At 33.9% G+C, this 25,546-nt stretch carries 25 protein-coding genes; 19 read left to right on the forward strand and 6 right to left on the reverse strand.

What is annotated here, in order from left to right; genetic code table 11:
- The first annotated feature begins 3 nt into the window (after positions 1-3).
- The 14 genes from BN1226_RS06960 (at position 4) to cpdA (ending at position 15,387) form a co-directional block, all read left to right on the forward strand.
- On the forward strand, positions 4-1,323 hold the full coding sequence (locus BN1226_RS06960) for an O-antigen polymerase (protein ID WP_044470582.1): 1,320 nt from the start codon (positions 4-6) through the stop codon (positions 1,321-1,323).
- Positions 1,313-2,779, forward strand: coding sequence for a flippase (locus BN1226_RS06965; protein WP_044470583.1), 1,467 nt, complete (start codon positions 1,313-1,315; stop codon positions 2,777-2,779). The genes BN1226_RS06960 and BN1226_RS06965 overlap by 11 nt, the downstream gene beginning before the upstream one ends.
- A 29-nt stretch (positions 2,780-2,808) precedes the next feature.
- Positions 2,809-3,909 (forward strand): UDP-galactopyranose mutase, encoded by a 1,101-nt coding sequence (gene glf / locus BN1226_RS06970; RefSeq protein ID WP_044470584.1) that lies wholly within the window; start codon positions 2,809-2,811, stop codon positions 3,907-3,909.
- A gap of 19 nt (positions 3,910-3,928) precedes the next feature.
- Positions 3,929-5,344, forward strand: coding sequence for an undecaprenyl-phosphate galactose phosphotransferase WbaP (gene wbaP / locus BN1226_RS06975; RefSeq protein WP_044470585.1), 1,416 nt, complete (start codon positions 3,929-3,931; stop codon positions 5,342-5,344).
- Positions 5,345-5,353: 9 nt separating this feature from the next.
- Positions 5,354-6,376, forward strand: coding sequence for a dTDP-glucose 4,6-dehydratase (gene rfbB, locus BN1226_RS06980; protein ID WP_044470586.1), 1,023 nt, complete (start codon positions 5,354-5,356; stop codon positions 6,374-6,376).
- 41 nt (positions 6,377-6,417) lie between these two features.
- Positions 6,418-7,722, forward strand: a complete 1,305-nt coding sequence (pepB, locus tag BN1226_RS06985; RefSeq protein ID WP_044470802.1) for an aminopeptidase PepB — start codon at positions 6,418-6,420, stop codon at positions 7,720-7,722.
- Positions 7,723-7,731: 9 nt separating this feature from the next.
- Complete coding sequence (ndk, locus tag BN1226_RS06990) at positions 7,732-8,157, forward strand: nucleoside-diphosphate kinase (protein ID WP_044470587.1); 426 nt, start codon at positions 7,732-7,734, stop codon at positions 8,155-8,157.
- 148 nt (positions 8,158-8,305) lie between these two features.
- Complete coding sequence (metK, locus tag BN1226_RS06995; protein ID WP_044470588.1) at positions 8,306-9,457, forward strand: methionine adenosyltransferase; 1,152 nt, start codon at positions 8,306-8,308, stop codon at positions 9,455-9,457.
- Between the two features lie 137 nt (positions 9,458-9,594).
- Positions 9,595-10,092, forward strand: a complete 498-nt coding sequence (locus BN1226_RS07000; RefSeq protein ID WP_044470589.1) for a SprT family zinc-dependent metalloprotease — start codon at positions 9,595-9,597, stop codon at positions 10,090-10,092.
- Between the two features lie 133 nt (positions 10,093-10,225).
- Positions 10,226-10,759, forward strand: a complete 534-nt coding sequence (locus tag BN1226_RS07005; protein WP_005761562.1) for an opacity family porin — start codon at positions 10,226-10,228, stop codon at positions 10,757-10,759.
- A gap of 162 nt (positions 10,760-10,921) precedes the next feature.
- Entirely contained in the window at positions 10,922-12,802 is a 1,881-nt protein-coding gene (htpG, locus tag BN1226_RS07010) for a molecular chaperone HtpG (protein WP_082041915.1), read from the forward strand.
- Between the two features lie 153 nt (positions 12,803-12,955).
- The gene (locus tag BN1226_RS07015; RefSeq protein ID WP_052506688.1) at positions 12,956-13,666 is read left to right on the forward strand and encodes a 4'-phosphopantetheinyl transferase family protein; all 711 of its coding nucleotides are present in this window, start codon (positions 12,956-12,958) and stop codon (positions 13,664-13,666) included.
- Between the two features lie 120 nt (positions 13,667-13,786).
- Entirely contained in the window at positions 13,787-14,410 is a 624-nt protein-coding gene (gene nudF, locus BN1226_RS07020; RefSeq protein ID WP_044470592.1) for an ADP-ribose diphosphatase, read from the forward strand.
- 146 nt (positions 14,411-14,556) lie between these two features.
- Entirely contained in the window at positions 14,557-15,387 is an 831-nt protein-coding gene (gene cpdA / locus BN1226_RS07025) for a 3',5'-cyclic-AMP phosphodiesterase (protein WP_044470593.1), read from the forward strand.
- Positions 15,388-15,418: 31 nt separating this feature from the next.
- On the opposite strand, the gene phoR is transcribed toward cpdA, so the two are convergent.
- The 6 genes from phoR to pstS form a co-directional block, all read right to left on the reverse strand.
- Complete coding sequence (gene phoR / locus BN1226_RS07030; protein WP_044470594.1) at positions 15,419-16,693, reverse strand: phosphate regulon sensor histidine kinase PhoR; 1,275 nt, start codon at positions 16,691-16,693, stop codon at positions 15,419-15,421.
- Between the two features lie 3 nt (positions 16,694-16,696).
- Positions 16,697-17,386 (reverse strand): phosphate regulon transcriptional regulator PhoB, encoded by a 690-nt coding sequence (phoB, locus tag BN1226_RS07035; protein WP_044470595.1) that lies wholly within the window; start codon positions 17,384-17,386, stop codon positions 16,697-16,699.
- 41 nt (positions 17,387-17,427) lie between these two features.
- Positions 17,428-18,195, reverse strand: coding sequence for a phosphate ABC transporter ATP-binding protein PstB (gene pstB / locus BN1226_RS07040; RefSeq protein ID WP_044470596.1), 768 nt, complete (start codon positions 18,193-18,195; stop codon positions 17,428-17,430).
- Positions 18,196-18,201: 6 nt separating this feature from the next.
- Positions 18,202-19,053 (reverse strand): phosphate ABC transporter permease PstA, encoded by an 852-nt coding sequence (pstA, locus tag BN1226_RS07045; RefSeq protein ID WP_044470597.1) that lies wholly within the window; start codon positions 19,051-19,053, stop codon positions 18,202-18,204.
- Positions 19,054-19,055: 2 nt separating this feature from the next.
- Complete coding sequence (gene pstC, locus BN1226_RS07050; RefSeq protein WP_044470598.1) at positions 19,056-20,006, reverse strand: phosphate ABC transporter permease subunit PstC; 951 nt, start codon at positions 20,004-20,006, stop codon at positions 19,056-19,058.
- Positions 20,007-20,078: 72 nt separating this feature from the next.
- Entirely contained in the window at positions 20,079-21,119 is a 1,041-nt protein-coding gene (gene pstS, locus BN1226_RS07055; RefSeq protein WP_044470599.1) for a phosphate ABC transporter substrate-binding protein PstS, read from the reverse strand.
- A 200-nt stretch (positions 21,120-21,319) separates the two neighbouring features.
- Between pstS and BN1226_RS07060 the strand changes: the two genes are divergently transcribed.
- The 5 genes from BN1226_RS07060 to BN1226_RS07080 all read left to right on the forward strand — a co-directional run bounded on the left by BN1226_RS07060 (position 21,320) and on the right by BN1226_RS07080 (position 25,526).
- Positions 21,320-21,613, forward strand: a complete 294-nt coding sequence (locus BN1226_RS07060) for a DUF3861 domain-containing protein (protein ID WP_044470600.1) — start codon at positions 21,320-21,322, stop codon at positions 21,611-21,613.
- A gap of 168 nt (positions 21,614-21,781) precedes the next feature.
- A complete protein-coding gene (miaB, locus tag BN1226_RS07065) occupies positions 21,782-23,206 on the forward strand; it encodes a tRNA (N6-isopentenyl adenosine(37)-C2)-methylthiotransferase MiaB (RefSeq protein ID WP_005761534.1) in 1,425 nt (474 codons plus the stop codon).
- Between the two features lie 191 nt (positions 23,207-23,397).
- Entirely contained in the window at positions 23,398-24,057 is a 660-nt protein-coding gene (locus BN1226_RS07070) for an amino acid ABC transporter permease (RefSeq protein ID WP_044470601.1), read from the forward strand.
- Between the two features lie 3 nt (positions 24,058-24,060).
- Entirely contained in the window at positions 24,061-24,726 is a 666-nt protein-coding gene (locus tag BN1226_RS07075; RefSeq protein ID WP_044470602.1) for an amino acid ABC transporter permease, read from the forward strand.
- Positions 24,727-24,788: 62 nt separating this feature from the next.
- On the forward strand, positions 24,789-25,526 hold the full coding sequence (locus tag BN1226_RS07080; RefSeq protein ID WP_044470603.1) for an amino acid ABC transporter ATP-binding protein: 738 nt from the start codon (positions 24,789-24,791) through the stop codon (positions 25,524-25,526).
- The last annotated feature ends 20 nt before the right edge of the window (positions 25,527-25,546 follow it).

Genomic DNA, 25,546 nt, shown 5'->3' on the forward strand with positions numbered 1-25,546 from the left:
TTAATGTTTTTATATTTATTGTCAGCTATCTTATTATTACTACTAATATTTAATTTAGTAATCGTTAAGTTTGACTATATGCATCCATCTGTGTTGTTTATTTTTTCCTTCTTTGTTTCTAGTGCTATTTGTGTATTAGGTGCGTCAGAATATGAGATTGTTTTTCATCAAGTGACAGTTTTGGTTGTAGTGAGTTCTTGTTTAATCTTTACTTTGATCACTTTATGTTCTCGAATTTATGATAAATCTATTCTATGTCCTTATGATATTAAGGAAATTAAAATAAATAAATTTATTACATTAGGCTTTATTTTTTTATTTATTATTACTCAATTCTCCTTTATTGAATATCTTCAGTCTATTTCTCTCGCATATTTAGGGCGTGTAGGTAGTTTAGCTGAGATGATTTCTTTATATGATGTAATGACTAAGTTTTGGACTGATATATTTAGAGATTTAAATATTTCAGTTCCTTTATTGTATCGTATTGGTAATCCTATTACTCAGGGTTTTGGATACCTAGTCGTATATATTTGCATTCATAATTATATTGCCACTAAAAAAATAGATTTTTTACATCTTATCATTATCTTATTGCTTTGTATTAATATTGTATTCAATGGAAGTCGTAGTCCTATATTTAGGGTTATTACGATGATGTTAGTCACATTTTATCTGTTATATAATAGGAAATATGCATTAAATCGAGGAAGTATCTTATTATTAGTCAAGATTTTAATTATATTACTTTTCTCTGGTATATCTTTTATATTTTTACTTCATTTAATGGGAAGAGAGAATAATTTAACATTATTTCATTATCTATTTATTTATCTCGGTGCGCCATTAGTTAATTTTGATAATTATCTTGCTTCTAGACCATCTGAATCGCTTTCTTTGATTTTTGGTGAACAAACATTTAGGGTTCTATATGCTTATATTGGTAAAATAACAAGTAATCCAGATCTAATATTTCCCACAATAGATGTTTTTACATTTAGTAATAATGGCTTTGAAATAGGTAATGTTTATACGACATTTTATGCTTTTATTTATGATTTCGCATACAAAGGATTTATGCCATTAATATTACTTATAGGACTTTATTATATTTTTACCTACGAAAAAATAAAAAAAGTAAAATTAGATAAAGTGAGTTTTATGCTATTTGTTTATGCTTACCTATTTAATGATATCTTAATGCTATCTTTTTCAAATAGATTTTATTCGACAATATTCGATGCAAGCTTTATTAAAATTATAGTTTTTGCATATTTCTTCTCGTATTTTTTTGTAAGGAGAAAATCAGCAAATGAAATTTGATGTAAAAAGTATAAGATTTAATTTTTTTATGAATTTTATTCTAACGGTATCTAATTTTGTATTTCCATTGATAACTTTTCCTTATGTGTCAAGGGTATTATTGCCAGAGGGAACAGGAAAAGTGGCTTTTGCACTTTCAGTCGTTAGTTATTTTTCTATTTTTGCATCTTTCGGAGTAGCTACCTATGGTGTGAGAGCTATTGCTAGGATTAGGGATAATAAAGAACTATTATCTAAAACAGCTCATGAGCTGTTATTCATAAATTTTATCTCTTTTCTTATTGTTTATATCGTATTTACTCTTTCTATTTATTTTATTCCTAAATTTAATAATGAAAAAAATCTTTTCTTTTTAAGTTCAGTTTTTATTTTGTTTACTGTTATAGGAGTTGAATGGTTATATAAAGGATTAGAAAGGTATCAATATATTACAGTAAGAACTATTTTATTTAAACTTATTGCGTTAGTTTTAGTCTTTATCTTTATTAAAAATAAAGATGATTATATCTATTTTGCCTTTATCTCAATTTTAGCAATGGTGGGCTCTGGGCTTCTAAATATATTTAATGCTAGGCAGATTATTTATTTTAAAATTTATACTGATTATGAAATTAAAAAACATTTGAAACCTATGTTTTTTCTTTTTATGACTTCATTATCTATTGCCATTTATACAAGTGTTGATGAAGCTATATTAGGTTTATTAAGTATCCCTTCTAATGTTGGTTACTATAATGCTGCTGTAAGAATAAAAGGTATTTTGTTTACTTTTATTACTTCCTTGGGTGTCGTTTTACTACCTAGATTATCCTATTATGTTGAAAATAAGATGGATAATAAATTTCATGAAACACTGCAGAAATCTATGAATTTCATTATTGTAATAACGCTTCCTTTAATTGCATTTTTTATTTTATTTGCTAAAGAGACTATTTTAATTCTTGCTGGAAACAATTATTTAGAGTCAGTGTTACCATTACAAATTATTGTTGTTACATTGATTTTTAGTGGAATCACTAATATTCTTGGTATTCAAATTTTATTGCCATTAAAAAAGGATAAGGAATTATTACTATCAGTATTTATTGCCGCTTTAGTTGATATTATTGGCAATCTGATTTTAGTACCCAAACTAGCAGCTATAGGTACAGCAATTTCTGTTTTTCTAGCCGAATTGAGTGTGTTTATTGTGCAAATGATAATATTAAAAAAATATATTCCTATTCTATTTAAGAGCATATCTTATGGAAAAATAATATTATCTCTATCATTATCGTTGTATATAAGCTATTTAGCATTTTTGTTAGAGTTATCATCATATAGATTAGTCAATTTTACTATCATTGGTATAGTATTCCTTTTATTTTATTTTTTATTATTAGTTATATTAAAAGAAAACTTTGTTATTAATATTTTTCACATCATTAGTAATAAGTTTATGCAGAAAAACAGATAAGATCTTTAAAGATATTAAGGGGGTATTGCATGAAATATGATTATTTAATTGTTGGAGCAGGATTATTTGGCTCTATTTTTGCTCACGAAGCTACAAAACGTGGTAAAAAATGTTTAGTCATTGAAAAACGTGATCACATTGGCGGTAACTGTTACACTCAACGTGTAGAAGGGATCAATGTACATAAATATGGTGCGCATATTTTCCATACTAGTAATAAAGTGGTCTGGGACTATATTCAACAATTTGCTGAATTTAATCGGTTTACGAATTCTCCTGTGGCTCGTTATAAAGATGAACTTTACAGTTTGCCATTTAATATGTTCACATTTAATAAAATGTGGGATGTTATTACACCTCAGGAAGCTGAGGAAAAAATTAAAGAGCAAATTGCTAAAGAAAATATTTCTGAACCACAGAACTTAGAAGAACAAGCTATTTCTTTAGTCGGTCGTGATATTTATGAAAAATTGATCAAAGGCTACACAGAAAAACAATGGGGACGTAAGTGTACAGAGCTTCCAGCTTTTATTATTAAACGCTTACCAGTGCGTTACAGTTATGACAATAATTATTTCTACGATACTTATCAAGGAATCCCTATTGGTGGGTATACTGGCATTTTTGAAAAAATGTTAAATGGTATTGAAGTTAAACTAAATGTCGATTTTTTTGCACAAAGAGAGCATTATGAATCACTGGCAGAGAATATAGTATTCACAGGTATGATTGATGAATATTTTGGATATAAGTTTGGGAAATTAGAATATCGTAGTTTGAAATTTGAAAATGAATTGTTAGATATAGGCAATTATCAGGGGAATGCCGTGGTCAATTATACGGAAAGTGCGGTTCCTTTTACACGAATTATTGAACATAAACATTTTGAATTTGGTACACAAGAAAAAACTTATATTACTCGTGAATATTCTAAAGAATATCAAGCTGGTGATGAGCCTTATTATCCAATTAATGATCAACGAAATAACGAAATGTATGCGAAATATAAACAGCTAGCTGAACAAAAATCAAATGTTATTTTTGGTGGAAGATTGGCACAATATAAATATTTTGATATGCATAATATTATTGCAGAAGCTTTAGATTGTGTGTTAAAAGAATTAGATTAATGTAAACGGTTAAATCATTATGAATAAAGTAACCTTGAGTAAGATTTTACTAGTATGTACAGATTTTATTTCTTTTTTCTTTTCCTTATTTATTGCTTTATTTTGGTTATCTTATTTTAATAATAGCCATATTTATTTCCCAGTCGATCAAGTTAATAATTATATTATTATCCACCTTGTGACTTCATTTATGTGCGTTATGTGGTTTGGTACTAGATTACGTCATTATACTTATAGAAAACCATTTTGGTTTGAATTAAAAGAAATTATTCGAACATTATTGATATTTTTTGTTATTGAATTATCTATTATTGCCTTATCAAAAGTCTATTTATCTAGAACATTATGGGGACTAACATGGGGGATGTTATTTATTCTTGTTCCCCTGCTTCGAGTCTATGTTAAAAAAGGGTTGATTGTATTAGGGTGGTATAAGAAAAATACAGTAATTATTGGTACCGGAAAGAATGCAAAAGAAGTGTATAATGCCTTAAATAGTGAGTCTTATTTAGGGTTTGATATTCGTTATTTTGTTGTTTCAGATTCTATTCAAAAAGATAATATTGATGGTGTAACTATTATTTCTGCAACTGAATTAGATCTTTTTTCGTTTCTTGATATTAATAATTTAGATACACAATTTATTTTAGCATTAGATGATGAACATGCGTTAGATTTTTGGCTTCGCTATTTAGCAACACACAAATGTCGTTCTGTTTCAGTTATTCCTAATATGAGGGGAATTCCTTTATATGGTACGGATATGTCATTTCTTTTTAGTCATGAATTATTGTTATTACGTATAGATAATAATTTAGCTAAGCCTTCATCTCGTATTTTAAAGCGAATGATGGATATTTTAGGTGCTCTAGGAATTATTATTGTTTTATTTCCATTATTTGTTCTTTTGTATTTTATGATTAAGAGCGATGGTGGTGATGCAATTTATAGTCATCCTCGAGTTGGTCGTAATGGAAAAGAATTTAAATGCTTAAAATTCAGATCTATGGTAGTTAATTCAAAAGAAGTTTTAGAACAGTTATTGGCTACAGATTCGGAGGCTAAAGCAGAATGGGATAAAGATTTTAAATTAAAGAATGATCCTCGTATTACAAGAGTTGGTCGGTTTATTCGTAGAACAAGTATTGATGAATTACCTCAGCTTTTTAATGTATTAAAAGGAGAAATGAGCCTAGTGGGGCCTCGACCAATTATTAGTGATGAGCTTGAGCGTTATAAAGAAAATGTAGATTATTATCTTATGGTGAAACCTGGTATGACTGGATTATGGCAAGTCAGTGGGCGAAATGATGTTGATTATGATACTCGGGTTTATTTTGATGCTTGGTATGTTAAAAATTGGTCAGTTTGGAATGATATTGCGATATTGTTTAAAACCATCAAAGCCGTTTGTCATCGTAGTGGTGCTTATTAATTAAATTATATGAAAAATATTCTTATCACAGGTGGAGCGGGCTTTATCGGTTCCGCTATGATTCGTTACTTAATTAATCATACGTCACATAGTGTAATCAATGTGGATAAGCTTACTTATGCAGGCAATTTGCAGTCATTGTCGGGTATTGTGGAAAGTGAACGTTATCATTTTCTACAACTAGATATTTGTGATGGTGGAAAGATGACAGACGTCTTTTATCAATATCGGCCTGATGCGGTTATTCATTTTGCCGCAGAAAGTCATGTGGATCGTTCAATTAATGGTGCTGCGGATTTTATCCAAACCAATATTGTCGGCACTTATACCTTGCTTGAAGTTGCTCGAGAGTATTGGCAAAATCTTCCTGAAGCTAGAAAATCAACTTTTCGATTTCATCATATTTCGACAGATGAAGTGTATGGCGATTTGGCTGCAACCTCTGGCTTATCTACAGAAAATTCCCCTTATGCACCGAGTAGCCCTTATTCTGCTTCAAAAGCTTCTGCGGATCATCTTGTGCGAGCATGGCATCGTACTTATGGTTTGCCTAGTCTGATTACTAATTGTTCGAATAATTTTGGTCCTTATCAATATCCTGAAAAATTAATTCCATTGATGATCTCAAATGCATTACAAGGAAAATCTTTGCCTATTTATGGTTCTGGATTGCAAATTCGAGATTGGATTTTTGTTGAGGATCATGTTAGAGCCTTGTATCAGGTGCTGACTGAATGCCAGCCAGGGGAAACCTATAATATTAGTGCTCATCAGGAAAAAACAAATATTGAGGTTGTTCAATTACTTTGTGCATTGCTGGAAGAGATTGCACCAATAAAACCGAAAAATGTAAAAAATTATGCCGACTTAATCACTTATGTCGAAGATCGTCCTGGTCATGATTTTCGTTATGGGCTTGATACGACTAAAATTAACCATATATTAACTTGGAAACCATTAGAAACTTTTGAATCTGCTATGCGTAAGACGGTAGAATGGTATATTTCCGCTTTTCAGAAAGCGAATCATTGATAGCATCAAAATATTTAGGAACATAGGAATAAAAAATGATCATGAAAATAAATTTATCAACAGAACAAGCTTCTGAGATATGGGGCAAAAATGCCTTAATTTCATTTGCTAATGAACAGGCAACAATTCATCTCAAAAATAATGAAAAATCTGACCGCACTTTGGTTCAAACCGCCGCTCGTAAATTGCGTACACAAGGTATTAATGATGTTGAATTAGTCGGCTATGATTGGAATTTAGAATATTGTTGGGCTTTTTATCAAGGATTTTATACTGCGAAACAGGATTGGGCAGTTGAGTTTCCAGAATTAGGCGAAGATCATGAAGAATTGCTCGCACGTATTAATGCGGGAGATTTTGTTCGAGAAATTGTTAACTTACCTGCTGATGTGATAACGCCAGTGGTATTAGCAAATCGAGCCGCGCAATTTATTTCTGATTTAGCTGAGCAATATGCTGATAAAAGTGCGGTGAGTTTTCGTATAATTTCAGGTAAAGAGTTAAGAGAACAAAATTATTTAGGGCTTTGGAATGTTGGCAAAGGCTCAGTTAATCCTCCTGCAATGTTACAGTTAGATTATAATCCAACGGGCAATCCTGATGCTCCAGTTTTAGCTTGTTTGGTGGGTAAGGGGATTACTTTCGATAGTGGTGGTTATAGCATTAAACCAAGTAATTTTATGGATAGTATGCGTAGTGATATGGGCGGAGCCGCTTTAGTCACAGGTGGATTAGGGCTGGCTATTGCTCGAGGATTAAACCAACGAGTGAAATTATATTTGTGTTGCGCTGAAAATTTAGTTAGTAGCACAGCATTTAAACTAGGTGATATTATTGAATATCGTAATGGTGTTACTGTCGAGATATTAAATACCGATGCGGAAGGGCGATTAGTATTAGCTGACGGATTAATTGATGCATCAGAGCAACAAGCTCAATTTATTTTAGATGCGGCAACGTTAACTGGGGCTGCAAAAGTTGCAGTAGGTAACGACTATCATTCTGTATTATCAATGGATGACCATTTAGTCAATGAATTATTGGATTCAGCTAAAGAAGAGTTTGAACCTTTCTGGCGTTTACCTTTTGAAGAATTCCATCGTTCACAAGTCAGTTCTTCATTTGCGGATATTTCGAATACTGCTTCAGTTGCTGTGGCAGCGGGTGCAAGTACAGCAACGGCATTTTTATCAAAATTTGTAAAAAGTTATGATAAAAACTGGTTACATTTAGATTGCTCTGCAACTTTTCGTAAAACGCCAAGCGAGCTATGGGCAACGGGTGCAACGGGATTAGGCGTACAAACTATTGCCAATTTATTAGTTACAAAAGCAACACAAATTTAAGGATATACTATGGCACGAGAAAGAACATTTTCAATTATTAAGCCTGATGCGGTTGAACGTCATCTAATTGGTAAAATTTTAGCTCGTTTTGAAGAAAATGGATTTACTATTTTAGCGACAAAAATGGTTCATTTAACAAAAGAACAAGCAGAAGGTTTTTATGCTGAACATCAAGGTAAACCTTTTTTTGATGGATTAGTAGAATACATGATTTCCGCACCTGTTGTTGTTTCTGTATTGGAAAAAGAAAATGCCGTTAAAGATTACCGCACTTTAATCGGAGCAACAAATCCAGAAGAAGCTGAAGTCGGAACGATTCGTCGTGATTTTGCTGAATCCCAACGACGTAATTCGGTTCATGGTTCAGATAGTCTAGAAAGTGCAAAACGTGAAATTGCTTATTTTTTTGTAGGAAGTGAAATTTTTCCATATTAATAGTGCCTATATAATAGGAAACCGAGGCATTTGCTTCGGTTTTTTGTTAATGGTTTGTGGAAATAGTCGATAATTACATTGCAATTTTATTTAAAAAGCGTATTATAGCCATCCATACGTCTAAATGTATTTTCGTTAAGGAAAGATAATGTCAACTTATTTATTTACTTCTGAGTCTGTTTCAGAAGGTCATCCAGATAAAATCGCCGATCAAATTTCAGATGCAGTATTAGATGAAATTTTAAAACAAGATCCTAAAGCTCGTGTTGCTTGTGAAACCTATGTTAAAACAGGTATGGCACTCGTTGGTGGGGAAATCACGACTTCAGCTTGGGTGGATATTGAAAATTTAACTCGTCAGGTCATTTGTGAAATTGGCTATGAGCATTCAGATATGGGGTTTGATGGGCATTCCTGTGCAGTTCTTAATGCGATTGGTAAACAATCAGCTGATATTAATCAAGGGGTTGACCGTGAAGATCCTTTAGCACAAGGTGCAGGCGATCAAGGTATCATGTTTGGTTATGCCACCAATGAAACAGATGTGTTGATGCCAGCTGCCATTACTTATGCACATCGCTTAATGGAAAAACAAGCGGAAGTTCGTAAAAGTGGTAAGTTAGCTTGGTTACGTCCAGATGCGAAGAGTCAAGTGACCTTAAAATATGAAAATAACCAAATTGTAGGGGTAGATGCAGTTGTGCTTTCTACCCAACATGCAGATACAGTGACTCAAAAAGAAGTTTATGAAGGTGTGATGGAAGAAATTATTAAACCTATTCTTCCTTCAAAATGGCTTTCAAAAGATACCAAATATTTTATTAACCCGACAGGCCGTTTTGTTATTGGTGGACCGATGGGCGACTGTGGTTTAACGGGACGTAAAATTATTGTTGACACATACGGTGGTGCGGCTCGCCATGGTGGTGGTGCCTTTTCAGGAAAAGACCCCTCAAAAGTAGACCGTTCAGCGGCTTATGCAGCACGTTATGTCGCAAAAAATATTGTTGCAGCAGGCCTTGCAGATCGTTGCGAAATTCAACTTTCTTATGCCATTGGTGTAGCAGAACCTACTTCTATTATGGTGGAAACTTTTGGAACAGGTAAAGTGGCGAATGAATTATTGGTGAATCTCGTTCGTGAATTTTTTGATTTACGCCCTTACGGGTTAATTAATATGTTGAATTTAATTCAGCCTATTTATCGCCAAACAGCAGCTTATGGACATTTTGGTCGAGAGCAATTCCCTTGGGAAAAAATTGATCGTGCGGAAGAATTACGTTTAGCCGCAGGAATGTAAAATTATTATCTATTCCCTCTTTTTCCATTAAAAGAGGGTTTTTAATTTCTGAATATAGGCTAGCTATTTATCAATGAAGTAATATTATCTTTCAGTCGTGTTTATTGTCAGTATCAAGTGAGGATTAGGAAGATTGCATGGAACAACCTAATTTTCGTCATTTAAAAATGCAGGTTCAACGCAGGCTTGTTGAATGTTTAAGTCTTGCTAATGAGTATTTTAAACAAGAGTTTTCTATGCCAGATATCAGTTATGATGTGCGAGGAATGAAAGCTGGAGTTGCCTGTTTAGAAAAAAATCACATCAAATTAAACCGCACTTTGTTGCTTGAAAATCCCCATGCCTTTATTGCTCAAGTGGTTCCCCATGAATTAGCTCATTTAATTGTTTATTTACAGTTCGGACGAGTGAAACCTCATGGTAAGGAATGGCAAATGGTTATGCAGGAATTATTTAATCTACCTGCTGACACTTGCCATCAATTTGATGTGAAATCTGTTCAAGGTCAAACTTTTGCGTATTCCTGTCGTTGCCAAACCCATCAGCTTTCAATAAGACGTCACCATAACATTCAGCAAAAGAGTGTAGTCTATTTTTGTAAAAAATGTAAGACTAAATTACAATTTAGTGGATAACATTGTGGATAAGTTGATGACAACTTGTGAGCAATTATTTAAATTAAGCATAATTTATGGGTGATCTTTGAAAATAGCTATGTTATATTTGCAAGGGTTCTATATTTTGTCAGTTGAAATAAAGGAATTTATTATGAAAAAGACACTACTAGCAATTATCAGCGCACTTGCCATTGTATCTACTGCTCAAGCTAATATTTATGTTGAGGGTAATGCAGGAATGTCAAAAATTAAATCTGGTGACGTGAGCAAAAGCCGTTTCACTCCAAGTGTAGCAGTGGGTTATGACACAGGGGATTTCCGTTATGCAATAGATTATACGCATTATGGTAAATCAAATGCTGGTGATTCTCATGTAAAAACACAAGGGATTGGGGCTTCTGCAATTTATGATATTGAAGTAGGTTCACCTGTTAAACCTTATGTGGGCGTTCGTGTATCAGCGAATAATATTGATGCCAAAGAAGAGAAATCTTCACATAACTTGCATACCATTCGACAAACTGATTCTTATAAATTAGGTTATGGTGCGATGGCTGGTGTTCAATATAAAGTAGCTAAAGATGTTTCTTTAAACGGTGGTATTGAATATAATCGTTTAGGCAGAGCGAATGAACATAATATCAACCAATACGGCGCAAAAGCGGGTATTCGTTACGATTTCTAATTTAACTTAGAAGCAAATCTTAAAAGTGCGGTAAAATTTTTCAAAAATTTATCGCACTTTTTCTTTCTATTCCATTCCATCATTTTTGCTATTCAATGCTTGAAATTTAAAAAATCATTCTTATATCTGACTCGTTAAGTTATTTTAATTAAAGGATAGATTATGACGAATAAACAAACTAATGGATTTCAAACTGAAGTAAAACAACTTCTCCAATTAATGATTCATTCTCTTTATTCAAACAAAGAGATCTTTTTACGTGAATTAATTTCAAATGCTTCTGATGCAGCAGATAAACTGCGTTTTAAAGCCCTTTCTGCACCTGAATTGTATGAGGGAGATGGCGATTTAAAAGTACGTATCAGTGTTGATGAAAATAAAGGTACATTAACGATTGCTGATAATGGTATCGGTATGAGCCGTGAGCAGGCGGTGGAACATTTAGGTACTATTGCTAAATCAGGCACCAAAGAGTTTTTAAATGCATTAGGCAGTGATCAAGTCAAAGATAGCCAATTAATTGGTCAATTTGGTGTGGGATTCTATTCTGCATTTATTGTTGCGGATAAAGTCGAAGTACGTAGTCGTGCTGCGGGTGATGCCATTGATAAAGGTGTTCTTTGGGTATCCGCTGGTGAGGGCGAGTATTCTGTAGAAGATATTGAGAAAAAATCTCGTGGTACTGAAATTACTTTATTCTTACGTGAAGATGAAAAGGAATTTCTGAATGAGTGGCGTTTACGTGAGATCATCAGCAAATATTCTGATCATATTGGTTTGCCTGTAGAGATTTTGTCAAAAGAATATGACGAAGAAGGTAAAGAAACTGGCGTTAAATGGGAAAAAATCAATAAAGCACAAGCTTTATGGACGAGAGCAAAATCTGAAATTTCAGATGAAGAATATAAAGAATTTTATACTCATATTAGCCATGATTTCTCAGAACCACTTACTTGGATGCATAATAAAGTAGAAGGAAATCAAGAATATACCAGTTTATTATATATTCCATCTAAAGCGCCCTGGGATTTATTCCATAGAGAACAAAAACATGGTTTAAAACTTTATGTCCAACGTGTGTTTATTATGGATGATGCAGAAGTCTTTATGCCAAACTATTTACGCTTTATGCGAGGTTTATTAGACAGTAATGATTTACCACTCAATGTATCACGTGAATTATTGCAAGATAATAAAACTACAGCGGCTTTACGTAAGGCGCTAACCAAACGTTCATTACAAATGCTTGATAAATTAGCGAAAGATGAGCCTGAAAAATATACACAATTTTGGAAAGAATTTGGCTTAGTGTTAAAAGAAGGGGTAGGAGAGGACTTTGCCAATAAAGATGAAATTGCAAAATTATATCGTTTTGCTTCAACTCGAACCGATAGCAGTGAACAAACCGTTTCTCTAGAAGATTACATTGCTCGTATGAAAGAGGGACAAAAAGCGATTTATTATATAACTGCAGATAGTTATGTGGCAGCGAAAAATAGTCCGCATTTGGAAATGTTCAATAAGAAAGATATTGAGGTATTATTACTTTCCGATCGCATTGATGAATGGATGTTGAGCTATTTAACTGAATTTGATGGTAAGACTCTTCAAGCCATTACCAAAGCAGATCTTGACTTAGGTGATTTAGCGGATAAAGAACCAGAAGCTCAAAAAGAACAAGATAAAGCCTTTGATAGTTTTATTGAACGTGTGAAAACCTTATTAGGTGAACGAGTTAAGAATGTACGTATTACTCACCGTTTAACAGATACACCTGCTGTTGTTTCTACTGATAATGATCAGATGACAACACAAATGGCAAAATTATTTGCGATGAGTGGTCAGCCTGTACCAGAGGTGAAATATACATTTGAGCTAAATCCAGAGCATGAATTAGTGAAAAAAGTCGCGGATACTGTTGATGAAGCTGTCTTTGCGGATTGGATTGAATTGTTATTCAATCAAGCAATATTGGCAGAAAGAGGAACATTAGAAAATCCAACTTCATTTATTAAACTTGTTAATCATTTATTAGTGAAATAAACTTATTTAATCAAGAATTAAAGAGTAGTTATGAAAAAACTACTCTTTTTTTTTATTTCTTATAAAATGATAAGGTTTTTTGTTTTAGAGATCAGCGTTAATAAATAACAATAAATATTGTATTAAGGGAGGAGGCAAACGGTGTCCGTTTTTATGGCATGGGGAAGTGTGGAGAACAACTATCCTTTTGAACAACTTCCTGAGGCAATATTAACTGATGAATTACGTTGCAATCCTGTGAGCAATAATATTCAAGTGATAACTCGCCATCGGAGTCGTTGGATCGCCCATTTCTTATTATGGAAATTATTTGAAAAAGCTCAATTAGATAGCGCACTTTTAGGCAAAATATATCGTGGTGTTAATGGACGTCCTGAATTACCAGTTGAAGATATTGATTTTAATATTTCTCATTCAGGCAATTTTGTTGCCGTGATTGTTAATGTCAAAAAGAAACAAAATTGCGTAGGAATTGATATTGAATTGCCTAATAAAAAAAGAAATTTTGAGGGGTTATTACGTCATTTTGGATCGGAAGAAGAATGGACGTGGTGTCATACTCAAGAAAAAATGAAATTTGAAACCGCATTTTATAATTGTTGGTGCTTGCGAGAGGCTGTCCTTAAGGCTGTTGGACATGGCATTTTAAAACTTAGCCACGTTGAGCATTATCCTAACACCTTTGTGATTCGTAGTGATTATTGTCCTAAAGGGCAATTAATCTTTAATGATAGCCTTGGTTTTTATTTAGCCATTTTTATTCAAGACAAAGATCTTAATGATATTCAATATTTTCAATGGAATGATACAAATTTAGAGGCTTTCCATTTGAACAACAGTCGATGCTATCAAGTTAATCCTTGATAAAAAATAGTCATTTAAACTTAATTTCTGTGAGCTAGTTCAAAATTTTCATAAAAAGATGAGTTTTCATCTATTTTTCTATGTACCCTAAGCGATTACTTTTAGCAGAGGAGCTAAAAAATGTCAGATATTCAAAAATTTACGCAACAAGATATTGAAATTGTCAAAGAAGAATCTCTTTACGAAGGCTTTTTTAGATTACAGCGTATTCAATTTCGCCATAAATTATTTGCGGGTGGAATGAGCAATATTGTGACTCGTGAGCTTTTATATAAAGGTGCTGCCTCTGCTGTAATTGCTTATGATGCTGAACGAGACAGCGTGGTATTAGTAGAGCAAGTACGAATTGGTGCTTATCAGCCAGGCTTATCAAGTTCACCTTGGTTATTAGAATTAATTGCAGGCATGATTGAACCTGGTGAATCTCCAGAGCAAGTTGCTTTGCGTGAAAGTGAAGAGGAAGCAGGCATAAAGATTAGTCATTTGGAGCATGTATTAAGTGTTTGGGATAGCCCTGGTAGCACTGTGGAACGATTGCATTTGTTTGTTGGAAAAGTGAATAGTCGTACAGCAACAGGATTACATGGTTTAGCGAATGAACATGAAGATATTAAAGTACATGTTGTTGAGCGTGAAACCGCTTATCAATGGATTAATGAAGGAAAAATTGATAATAGTATTGCACTTATGGGAATTCAATGGTTACAACTGAATTATCAAAAATTACAAGAAAAATGGTGTTAGAAAATTGTGAAATAATGTGATCTTAATATCATTTTTTAAAAAAAAGAATTTAAAAATATGATCTTGTTAACAATTTTCTATTTTGTATAGTGAAAAGTTTAAATAAATGGATAAAGTAATTACAGTTTAATAATTAGAGGTTCACTGTGATAAATACACATATTTATGATACAGATGCCGATGTCGTTCGTTTGGTTCAGGTGACCGATCCACATTTATTTAAAGATGAAAAGGGTGAATTACTCGGTATAAATACTCAAGCAAGCTTTGCGCAAGTATTGCATGAGATTAAAGCCAGTTCCTATGAGTATGAATTAGTGCTTGCCACTGGAGATATTGTACAGGATAGTAGTGAAGAAGCTTATTTGCGTTTCTGTCAGTCAATTCAACAATTAGATAAAATGGTTTTTTGGTTGCCAGGAAATCATGATTTCCAACCTAAAATGTTTTCTATTCTGAATCAAGAGAATGGCAATATTAGTCCTAAGAAACATATTTTAGTGGGTAAAAAATGGCAAATTGTCATGCTTGATAGCCAAGTGTTTGGTGTTCCACATGGCGAACTTACGCCTTATCAATTAGATTGGTTAGATACGAAGCTGAAAGAATATCCAGATCGTTATGCATTAATTGTGTTACATCATCATATTTTGCCTACCCATTCAGCTTGGCTAGATCAGCATAATTTGCGTAATGCTCATGAATTATTAAATATTCTTTCTCATTATGATTATGTAAAAGGTATTGTTTATGGGCATATCCACCAAGCTGTAAATGGATTATGGCATGGTTATAAAGTGATGGCGACACCTTCTACTTGTATTCAATTTAAACCAGATAGTAATGTATTTAGCTTAGACCTTCTCCAACCTGGTTGGCGTGAAATCGAGTTACATACAGATGGAACGATTCACACGCAAGTGCGTCGTATAAAGCAAGCCACTTTCTTACCTAATATGCATGAAGAAGGGTATTGAGTACAAAGTGCGGTAGTTTTTTTAGAAATTTTTATTTGACTACATCACGCATTTTTATAATAAATGAGAATGTGCTGCCTTTTCCTTCTTCACTGTGAATTTCCAAATTAGAATTATGTTGTTCTAAAGCGTGTTTGACAATGGCTAATCCTAAACCACTTCCCCCTGTTTGATTATTGCGAGAGGAATCAACACGATAGAATCGTTCTGTTAAATGGGGAATATGTTCGGCAGGAATACCAATACCATCATCAATAACGGAGAATTTAGCACCTTCAGGACAACGTTCCCAGCGAATTTGAATATGTGCATTTTCTCCCGAATGTCGAATAGCGTTGTAAATTAGGTTTGAAGTGGCACTTTGTAATTGTCCTTCATCACCTAAGACTTTTAAATCAGGTTCAATAGTAAAAGTGAGCTGTTGTGAGGCATCTCGTAATATTTGTGAATGATTTTGCAAGGAAATCAGCATTTGGGACACATCAACAGGATAATGTTCATTACTTGAATGCTCAATTTTGGCTAATAAACTTAATTGATTAAGTAAATGAGACATTCTATGGCTTTGTGCTAACATGGCTTGAATAGCCTTATGATGTAATTTATTGTCCTTGACCTCTTCTTCTAACAATTCTAAATAGCCTTGTAATACGGTGAGTGGTGTTCTTAATTCATGATTCATATTGGCTAAAAAAGTTTGCCGGCTATGTAATAAACGAATCAGTTGTGTAACATCTCGCATAATCACTAAATATTTAGAAATATCATAAATATTTACATTCATTTCAATATAACGTTGATCATTTGTGAATAAAATCAGTGGACGTTGACGAACAGATTGATTGAAATAGGTTTTAAATTCTGGGTAAAAAATAATATTAAAAATATTTTTTTGTGTTTTTTTATGCCAATAGAAAGAAAAAAGCTCCTGAGCAGCGTTATTACACCAGGATATCTCACCATCAGGTTGACAAATAATCACTCCGTCAGGTAGGTACTGAATATTTTTATTTAATTTAGATAATAATCTAAGAGTGCGTATTTTTTCTGTCCGATTTTTTCGTTCCCAATATGCTTGGCTGGGTGAGAGATATTCTAGAATGCTTTTACGATGTTTAGATTCCACTTGTGGATAAAGAATGTGCAATAATTTAAATTCATTTTGATGATGCCAAATTAGCGTTAAAATTAAACAAATAACTAACCAAAAATAAAAATCTTTAGCAAATAAACTGAAAATAAATGAAACACTTAGTACTAAAATGGTTTCAAGTAAAATGTGTTTATAGGAAAGTCTTATTTTCATTATTTATTCCTCAAAGTGACTTGAGAAGCGATAACCACTTCCTCGAACAGTTTGTAGATAACTATCAAATTGATAAGGGGCTAAGCTTTTACGCAGACGGCGAATATAGACATCAACAGTACGATCTTCTAAATAAATATTATTCCCCCAAATGAAATCGAGTAGTTGGTCTCGGCTATATACTTTTTCGGGGTGGAGCATGAAGAAATGTAACAGTTTATATTCAGTAGAACTAAGAGAAATATGATGTTGTTGATAAGAGACTCGCTTGGCATCCTGATCGAGTTGCAAACCATCAATATTGATTATATTGGAATGTTGCTCATAGGTTCTGCGTAGCAAGGCATCTATTCGAGCTAATAACACCTTCGGTGAGAATGGTTTACTGATATAATCATCAGCCCCTGTATTTAAGCTAGTAATACAATCTTCTTCAGTACTGCGAGCTGTTAGCATAATAATGGGAATATTTTCAAAAGAAGCGGTTTTTTTTAGATATTGAATAAAATGTATACCAGAACGGCCTGGCAGCATCCAATCCAGTAAAATTAATTTAGGTTTTTTTTCTAATTGTTTTACCGCACTTTGATAATCCAGTGCTTCAATGACATCATATTGATGCTGTTGAAGAAATAGCACAATCATTTCACGGATAGCTTGTTCGTCTTCAACCACTAAAATTTTTTCAGCCATAGCATTTCCTATTTTAAAGTGCGGTTTAATTTATCAAAATTTTATCCCATTCTACCACGAATATAGTCTTCTGTTCTTTTGTCTGTGGGATGTGCAAAAAGTTTCTGAGTATCGCCAAACTCAACTAACTCACCCAAATACATGTAAGCAGTGTAGTCGGAACAGCGAGCAGCTTGTTGCATATTATGTGTCACGATGGCAAGAGTATAATCTTGTTTTAATTCGAAAATAAGTTCTTCAATTTTCATTGTTGAAATCGGGTCGAGAGCAGAACAGGGTTCATCTAATAGTAATACTTGAGGTTTTATAGCAATGCCTCGAGCAATACATAAACGTTGTTGTTGACCACCTGATAAGCTATCACCGCTATGATGTAATTTATCTTTTACTTCATTCCATAATGCGGCTTTAGTTAATGCCCATTCTACACGATCATGTAGATCAGATTTATTAATTTTCTCAAATAATTTTATTCCAAAGGCAATATTGTCATAAATAGACATGGGAAAAGGTGTCGGTTTTTGGAAAACCATTCCTACCTTTGCACGAATAACAGAAACATCCGCTTTAGAGGTCAGTAGGTTATCTCCATCAAGTTTAATTTCACCAGTGGCTTTTTGTGTTGGATAAAGCTCAAACATACGATTAAAAGTGCGTAATAAAGTAGATTTACCACAACCTGATGGACCAATAAAAGCGGTTACTTTATTACGTGCAATACGTAAATTAATATTTTTTAACGCATGAAAATCATCATAATAGAAATTAAGATTTCTCACTTCAATTTTGGTGTCATTGATATTGATCATAAGTGTTTATTTCCCTTTCTTATTAAAATAAAATCGAGTAAAAATATTTAAGCTCAGGACAAAGAGCGTAATTAAAGTTGCTCCGGCCCAAGCCAATGCGTTCCAATCATTAAACGGACTGGCGGCATATTGGTAAATCACTACGGGTAAGTTTGCTAATGGTTCATTCATATTGAATGAAGTGAATTGATTTGATAAAGCTGTGAAAAGTAATGGCGCCGTTTCCCCAGCAATACGAGCAATAGCTAGTAATACTCCTGTGAGAATACCTGATTTTACGGCTTTATAGCAGATGAGTGTAATGACTTTCCAGCGTGGGCAACCAAGTGCAATTGCCGCCTCTCGTAACTGATTAGGAATGAGTAACAACATATTTTCAGTGGTTCTGACTACAATGGGAATCACAATGATAGCTAAAGCAAGTGCACCCGCCCAACCAGAGAAATGATTTACCTGAGATACATAAATGGCATAAATAAATAAGCCGATTACAATCGAAGGTGCCGAGAGTAAAATATCATTTAAAAAGCGAGTGATAGAAGCTAATTTGCTGAATTTGCCATATTCTGCTAAATAAGTTCCCGCTAAGATTCCTGTTGGTGCGCCAATCAAAATCGCGACTATTAATATTTCTATTGAACCTAGAATTGCATTCATTAACCCTCCCTGTTCCCCTGGTCCTGGTGTTTTTTCCATAAAAAGTGCTAAGGAAAGGTTAGGAATTCCTTTTATCATTAAAGTTGCAATAATCCAGCATAACCAAAATAATCCAAATAAAACTGCAAATATAGCAATGCTCATCATTAATTTATTCATGCATTTACGTTGTTTAAAACGAGTCGTCATATAATTTTGCATAACTAATGTTTCCCTTCATGGATTGTGATACGGGCGATTAATAAACGAGAAGCAATGAGAACCACTGTCGTAATTAAGAAGAGGAATAAACCTAATTCCATTAAAGCTGATTTTTGTAATCCAGCGGCTTCGTTAAATTGATTAGCAATAGCTGAAGTAATTGATGTCGTTGGTGAGAAAATTGAATTGGGTAAATTGAATGCATTACCAATCACAAAGGTAATTGCCATGGTTTCTCCAAGTGCTCGTCCAATACCTAACATAACGCCACCAATAACCGCTGTTTTGGTATAAGGTAGGATGATATTCCATATAACTTCCCAGGTAGTAGCGCCAAGCCCATAAGCTGATTCTTTTAGCATATGAGGAACGACTGTAAATACCTCTCGCATAATGGATGCAATAAATGGAATAATCATAATGGCAAGCACTAATCCCGCACTAAATAAACCGATTCCAAAAGGGGCATCCATAAACAGGAAGCCTATGCCAGGTATGTTTCCTAAGCTATGAATTAAATGTGGTTGAATGTGTTCTTGGAAATATGGGACGAACACAAATAATCCCCACATTCCATAAATAATAGAGGGAATGGCGGCTAACATTTCGATAGCTAAACCAATAGTTTTTTTTGCCCATTCTGGTGCCAATTCAGTAAGAAAAGTGGCAATGCCTAAGGAAATAGGTACGGCAATAATGAGGGCAAAACATGTAGAAATTAGGGTTCCAACAATAGGAACAAAAGCACCATAACTATTTTGAGATGGATTCCAGTCGGTAGTCCATAAAAAACTCAATCCAAAAGTTTGAATTGATTCCCAACTGGCATACACTAAGGAGATTAAGATAGAAATCAAAATGAGAAATACAATACAAGCAAAGCTTTTAGTAACATAATGAAAAGTCCATTCTAAAATTTTATGAGTATTGTATTGATTTTTAATCTTTTTCATAAGCTAACTCTTTTATTAGGCTTAATGTAATTACCATTAAGCCTATAAAATTTTTATAAAATAGACCGCAGTTTAACGAACGGCTTTCCCATTGACGTCTTTAATTTCAGATTGCCATTTAGCTTTAATTTGTGATACCACTTCATCTGGTAATGGCACATAATCTAATTCGCTTGCAAAGTTTTTTCCTTTACTAAATGCCCAATCAAAGAAATCTAACACTCCTTTGGTGGCTGCTGGTTTTTCGGTTTTTTTAGGTACTAAGATGAAACTTGCAGCGGTAATCGGCCATGAATTCTCACCTGCTTCATCAGTTAAAATGACCCCCATTCCTTCTACCTCATTCCATTTTGCATTCGTGGCTGCGGAAGCAAAACTTTGTTTTGAAGGCTGTACAAATTTATTTGCACGATTTTTTAATGATACCCAAGTGAGATTATTTTGTTTTGCATAGGCATATTCGACATAACTAATCGCATATTTAATTTTGGCAACGTAAGCTGCAATACCTTCATTTCCTTTTCCGCCTTGACCTGTTGGCCATTTGACTGACTTACCTGTCCCTACTTTTTCTTTCCATTCTGGAGACACCTTAGATAGATAATTGGTCCAACCAAAAGTGGTTCCTGAACCATCTGAACGGTAGATAACAATAATGTCTTGATTAGGAAGATTGAAATTAGGATTGAGTTGGGTAATGGCAGGATCATTCCATTTTTTTATTTTCCCAAGGAAAATATCGGCTAACACTGTGCCTGAAAGTTTTAATTGACCCGCAGCAACATTAGGAATATTCACTACAGGCACTGTACCGCCTATGATTGCCGGGAATTGAAAAAGCTGATGCTCATGAAGACTTTGTGCATTCATCGGATCATCTGAGGCACCGAAGTCAATGGTTTTAGCAATGATTTGCTGTTGTCCACCTCCTGAACCAATAGATTGGTAATTCACTTGATTACCCGTTTCTTTTTCATATTGAGATGCCCATTTAGCATAAATTGGATAAGGGAATGAGGCACCAGCACCAGTGATAGTTTGTGCCTGAGCTGTGACTAATAGGCCTAATGAAACGCCTAATATGGTGACAGTTTTTAAGATAGTTTTTTTCATTTTATCTCTCCATTATTCATGATGTCAGTGATTTGACAGAAGAGAGTGTAATAAAACAATATTACAGTTTGATGACAGTCCATATTGATTTATAAAAGTGCGGTAATATTTTTAGGAAAATTTAACCCATTTCAGAGTCTGACATAATTTGCACTAAGGTGTATAATAAACGCAAACCACAAAGCATAAGGAAGGATTTTATGAAAGCACATCAATACCGTATTACCCTTGAACATTTAGAAGATCAGCAAGGCAATTTGATGAATCAGAAAATACAATTTATTGCGGATAATCATGATGATATTTTTAAGATTATTGAAATTTCTAAGCAACGTGATGGTTTTACATCGGAAATGGCGGAACAATTTACCCTGGGATTAAAATTAATGAGTGAAGTGATGATGATTCATCGAGATCACCCATTATTTCGTGAAATTAGACCGCACTTTGTTGAAATAATGAAACTTGTGAAAGGAAAAGCAAAACAAGAATAACCAGCTAGTAATCAGTAGCTTTATGAGACAAAATGAAAAAAATGTGTTTTTAGCTGGTCATAATTGCTACGAATCGGTAAAATAGCCAACCGATTTTTTACTTGTGAAATCTGGGGTAAATGATTTCATTGTATTATTGATTATCTAACAGCATATATATAAGACAAGATGACACAAAAATTACATATTAAAACTTGGGGCTGCCAAATGAATGAGTACGACTCATCTAAAATGGCAGATCTATTAGAAAGCACTCATGGTTTAGAATTAACAGAAATTCCAGAAGAAGCTGATGTTCTGTTATTAAATACCTGTTCAATTCGTGAAAAAGCACAAGAAAAAGTATTCCATCAATTAGGTCGTTGGAAAGAGCTGAAAAAGAAAAATCCTAATTTATTGATTGGTGTCGGTGGTTGTGTCGCTTCACAAGAAGGAGAACATATTCGCCAGCGAGCCCCATTTGTGGATATTATTTTTGGACCACAAACTTTACACCGTTTACCTGCCATGATCAACCAAATTCGTGGTGGTCAAAGTTCTGTAGTGGACGTCAGTTTCCCTGAAATTGAAAAATTTGATTGCTTACCTGAACCTAAAGCAGAAGGTCCAACCGCTTTCGTATCAATTATGGAAGGTTGTAACAAATATTGCACCTATTGTGTCGTGCCTTATACTCGTGGAGAGGAAGTAAGCCGTCCATTAGATGATGTATTATTTGAAATTGCACAACTCGCTGCACAAGGGGTTCGTGAAGTGAATTTATTAGGTCAAAATGTAAATGCCTATCGTGGTCCAACATTTGATGGTGGAATTTGCTCATTTGCAGAATTATTACGTTTAGTCGCTGCCATTGATGGGATTGACCGTTTACGTTTTACTACGAGTAATCCACTGGAATTTACAGATGATATTATTGATGTGTATCGTGATACGCCTGAATTAGTCAGTTTCTTACACTTGCCAGTGCAAGCAGGTTCCGACCGTATTCTTACCATGATGAAACGTGGTCATACCGCGATTGAATATAAATCGATTATTCGTAAGTTGCGAGCCGTTCGCCCAAATATTCAAATTAGTTCAGACTTTATTGTTGGTTTCCCAGGTGAAACTAATGAAGAATTTGAACAAACCATGAATCTTATTCAACAAGTGAACTTTGACATGAGTTATAGCTTTGTCTATTCAGCTCGTCCAGGCACACCTGCGGCAGATATGCCAGATGATGTGACTGAAGAAGAAAAGAAACAGCGTTTATACTTACTTCAACAACGTATTAATAATCAAGCATTGCAATTCAGTCGTGCAATGTTAGGTACTGAACAGCGTGTATTAGTTGAAGGGCCATCGAAAAAAGATATTATGGAATTAACAGGTCGTACAGAAAATAATCGTATTGTGAATTTCGTAGGTACGCCAGATATGATTGGTAAATTCGTAGATATTAAAATTACTGACGTATTTACTAATTCATTACGTGGCGAAGTGGTTCGTACAGAAGAACAAATGGGATTACGCGTCGTGCAATCTCCAGAAGCGGTGATGAATCGTACTCGTAAAGAAGATGAATTAGGCGTAGGTCGTTTCGTCGCTTAATTTAATCTCCCTCAAACTTAAAAGTGCGGTAGGATTTGAAAAATTTTTCAAAATTCTACCGCACTTTTTTATTTCTATTCATATCATATATTTCTAATTGCTATAACAAATAATTTTTTATTCTTTATTTTATTATCTAACTCATGCTTATAATTTTCTCATTCCGTAAAGATTAAAAAATAGAGAAGATTATGAATTGGCAATATATTTGGAGTGTTCTGCCAAGATTTATTGATGCCACAATTATCACCCTTGAGTTATCATTTTTTGCGATTATTTTATCTATTCTCGTCGGTGTGATTTGTGCAGTAATTATGAGTTATAAAATTCGTGGTTTAGTCACTCTTACAAAATGCTATATCGAACTTTCACGTAACACCCCTTTATTGATTCAAGTATTTTTTCTGTATTTTGGGTTATCCAAAATCGGAATTAAGTTAGATGGTTTTACTTGTGCAGTGATCGGCTTAACCTTTTTAGGCGGTAGCTATATGGCAGAAGCCTTTCGAGCAGGAATTGAATCTGTCTACAAAGGGCAAATTGAGTCAGCTTTAAGTTTAGGATTAAGCCAAAAACAAACATTCCGTTATGTAGTCTTTCCACAAGCTTTTGCTGTAGCCACTCCAGCTATTGGGGCAAACTGCTTATTTTTAATGAAAGAAACTTCTGTCGTAAGTGCAATAGCGATTGCTGAACTCATGTTTATGACAAAGGAAATTATCGGGATGGACTATAAAACTAATGAAGCCTTATTTTTATTAGTAATGTTCTATTTAGTTATTTTATTGCCAGTATCTATTTATATTAGTTACTTAGAACGTCGTTTACGTCGTGCAAAATATGGAGCGTAAAAGATGGGATTAACGATTTTATTTGAAGGTAATAACTTACAACGTTTACTAAGTGGCTTATGGATCACAGCAGAGATTGCTTTTGTCTCCGTATTATTTGCTTGTATTCTTGGTGTATTGCTAGGTGTGGTGATGACCAGTACAAATAAATTAGTACGAGCGTTATGCCGTTTATACTTAGAGGTCGTTCGGATTATTCCTTTATTAGCAATGTTATTTATTGTCTATTTCGGTGTGGCAAAATGGTTTAATACGCACTTAGATGGCATCACGGTTTGTATTTTAGTGTTTATCTTCTGGGGCGTGGCAGAAATGGGAGACTTAGTACGAGGCGCATTAACTTCTATTGAAAAACATCAAACCGAAGCCGCTTATGCCTTAGGGTTAACCAAAGTTCAAACGTTTATTTATATCTTGCTTCCACAAAGTTTAAAACGTGTTACACCAGGAGCGATTAATCTATTTACTCGTATGATCAAAACCAGTTCACTGGCAATGTTAATTGGTGTATTGGAGGTTATTAAAGTGGGACAACAAATTATTGAGACTTCCTTATTTAGAGATCCAACATCAGCATTGTGGATTTATGGTGTTATTTTTGCATTATATTTTGCAATTTGTTATCCACTTTCCTTATTCTCAAAATATCTAGAAAAACATTGGGAATAACGAGAGCAATCGCATAAAAGTGCGGTGGAAAAAGAAAAAATTTTAAATGAGATAAGAATCAAATGGCATTACTTGAAATTAAAGATTTAGTAAAAAATTACGCAGAGATAACCGCCCTTAAAGGCATGAATTTATCTGTTGAAAAAGGTGAAGTGGTGGTGATTTTAGGGCCATCTGGTTGTGGTAAAAGCACTTTTTTACGCTGTATTAATGGATTAGAAGAAATTCAACGTGGCAGCATTAAACTTTCAGCTGTAGGCGAATTAGGTAAAGATATTGCTTGGGTAAAAGCTCGTCAGCATATTGGTATGGTATTTCAAAGTTACGAATTATTTTCCCATATGACGGTGATTGAAAATATCTTACTTGGCCCTTTAAAAGTACAAAAACGTTCTCGTGCTGAAGTGGAAGAGCAAGCAGATAGATTATTAAAACGTGTAGGTTTATATGAACGTAAGAATGCTTATCCACGAGAATTATCTGGTGGGCAAAAACAACGTATTGCGATTGTTCGCTCACTTTGTATGAATCCAGAAATTATGCTGTTTGATGAAGTCACAGCAGCGCTTGATCCAGAAATGGTTCGAGAAGTATTAGAAGTGATATTAAGCCTAGCCAAAGAGGGGATGACAATGTTGATCGTGACCCATGAAATGGCATTTGCTCGTCAAGTCGCCGATCGCATTGTATTTATGGATAAAGGTGAAATTATTGAACAGGCATCGCCAGAACAATTTTTCACAAGTCCTCATACGGACCGTGCAAAGGCTTTCTTAAACATTCTTGATTATTATATTTAACACAACATAGAGGAATTATT

The sequence above is a fragment of the Mannheimia massilioguelmaensis genome (genome assembly GCF_000940515.1).
GTDB lineage: Bacteria > Pseudomonadota > Gammaproteobacteria > Enterobacterales > Pasteurellaceae > Basfia > Basfia bettyae.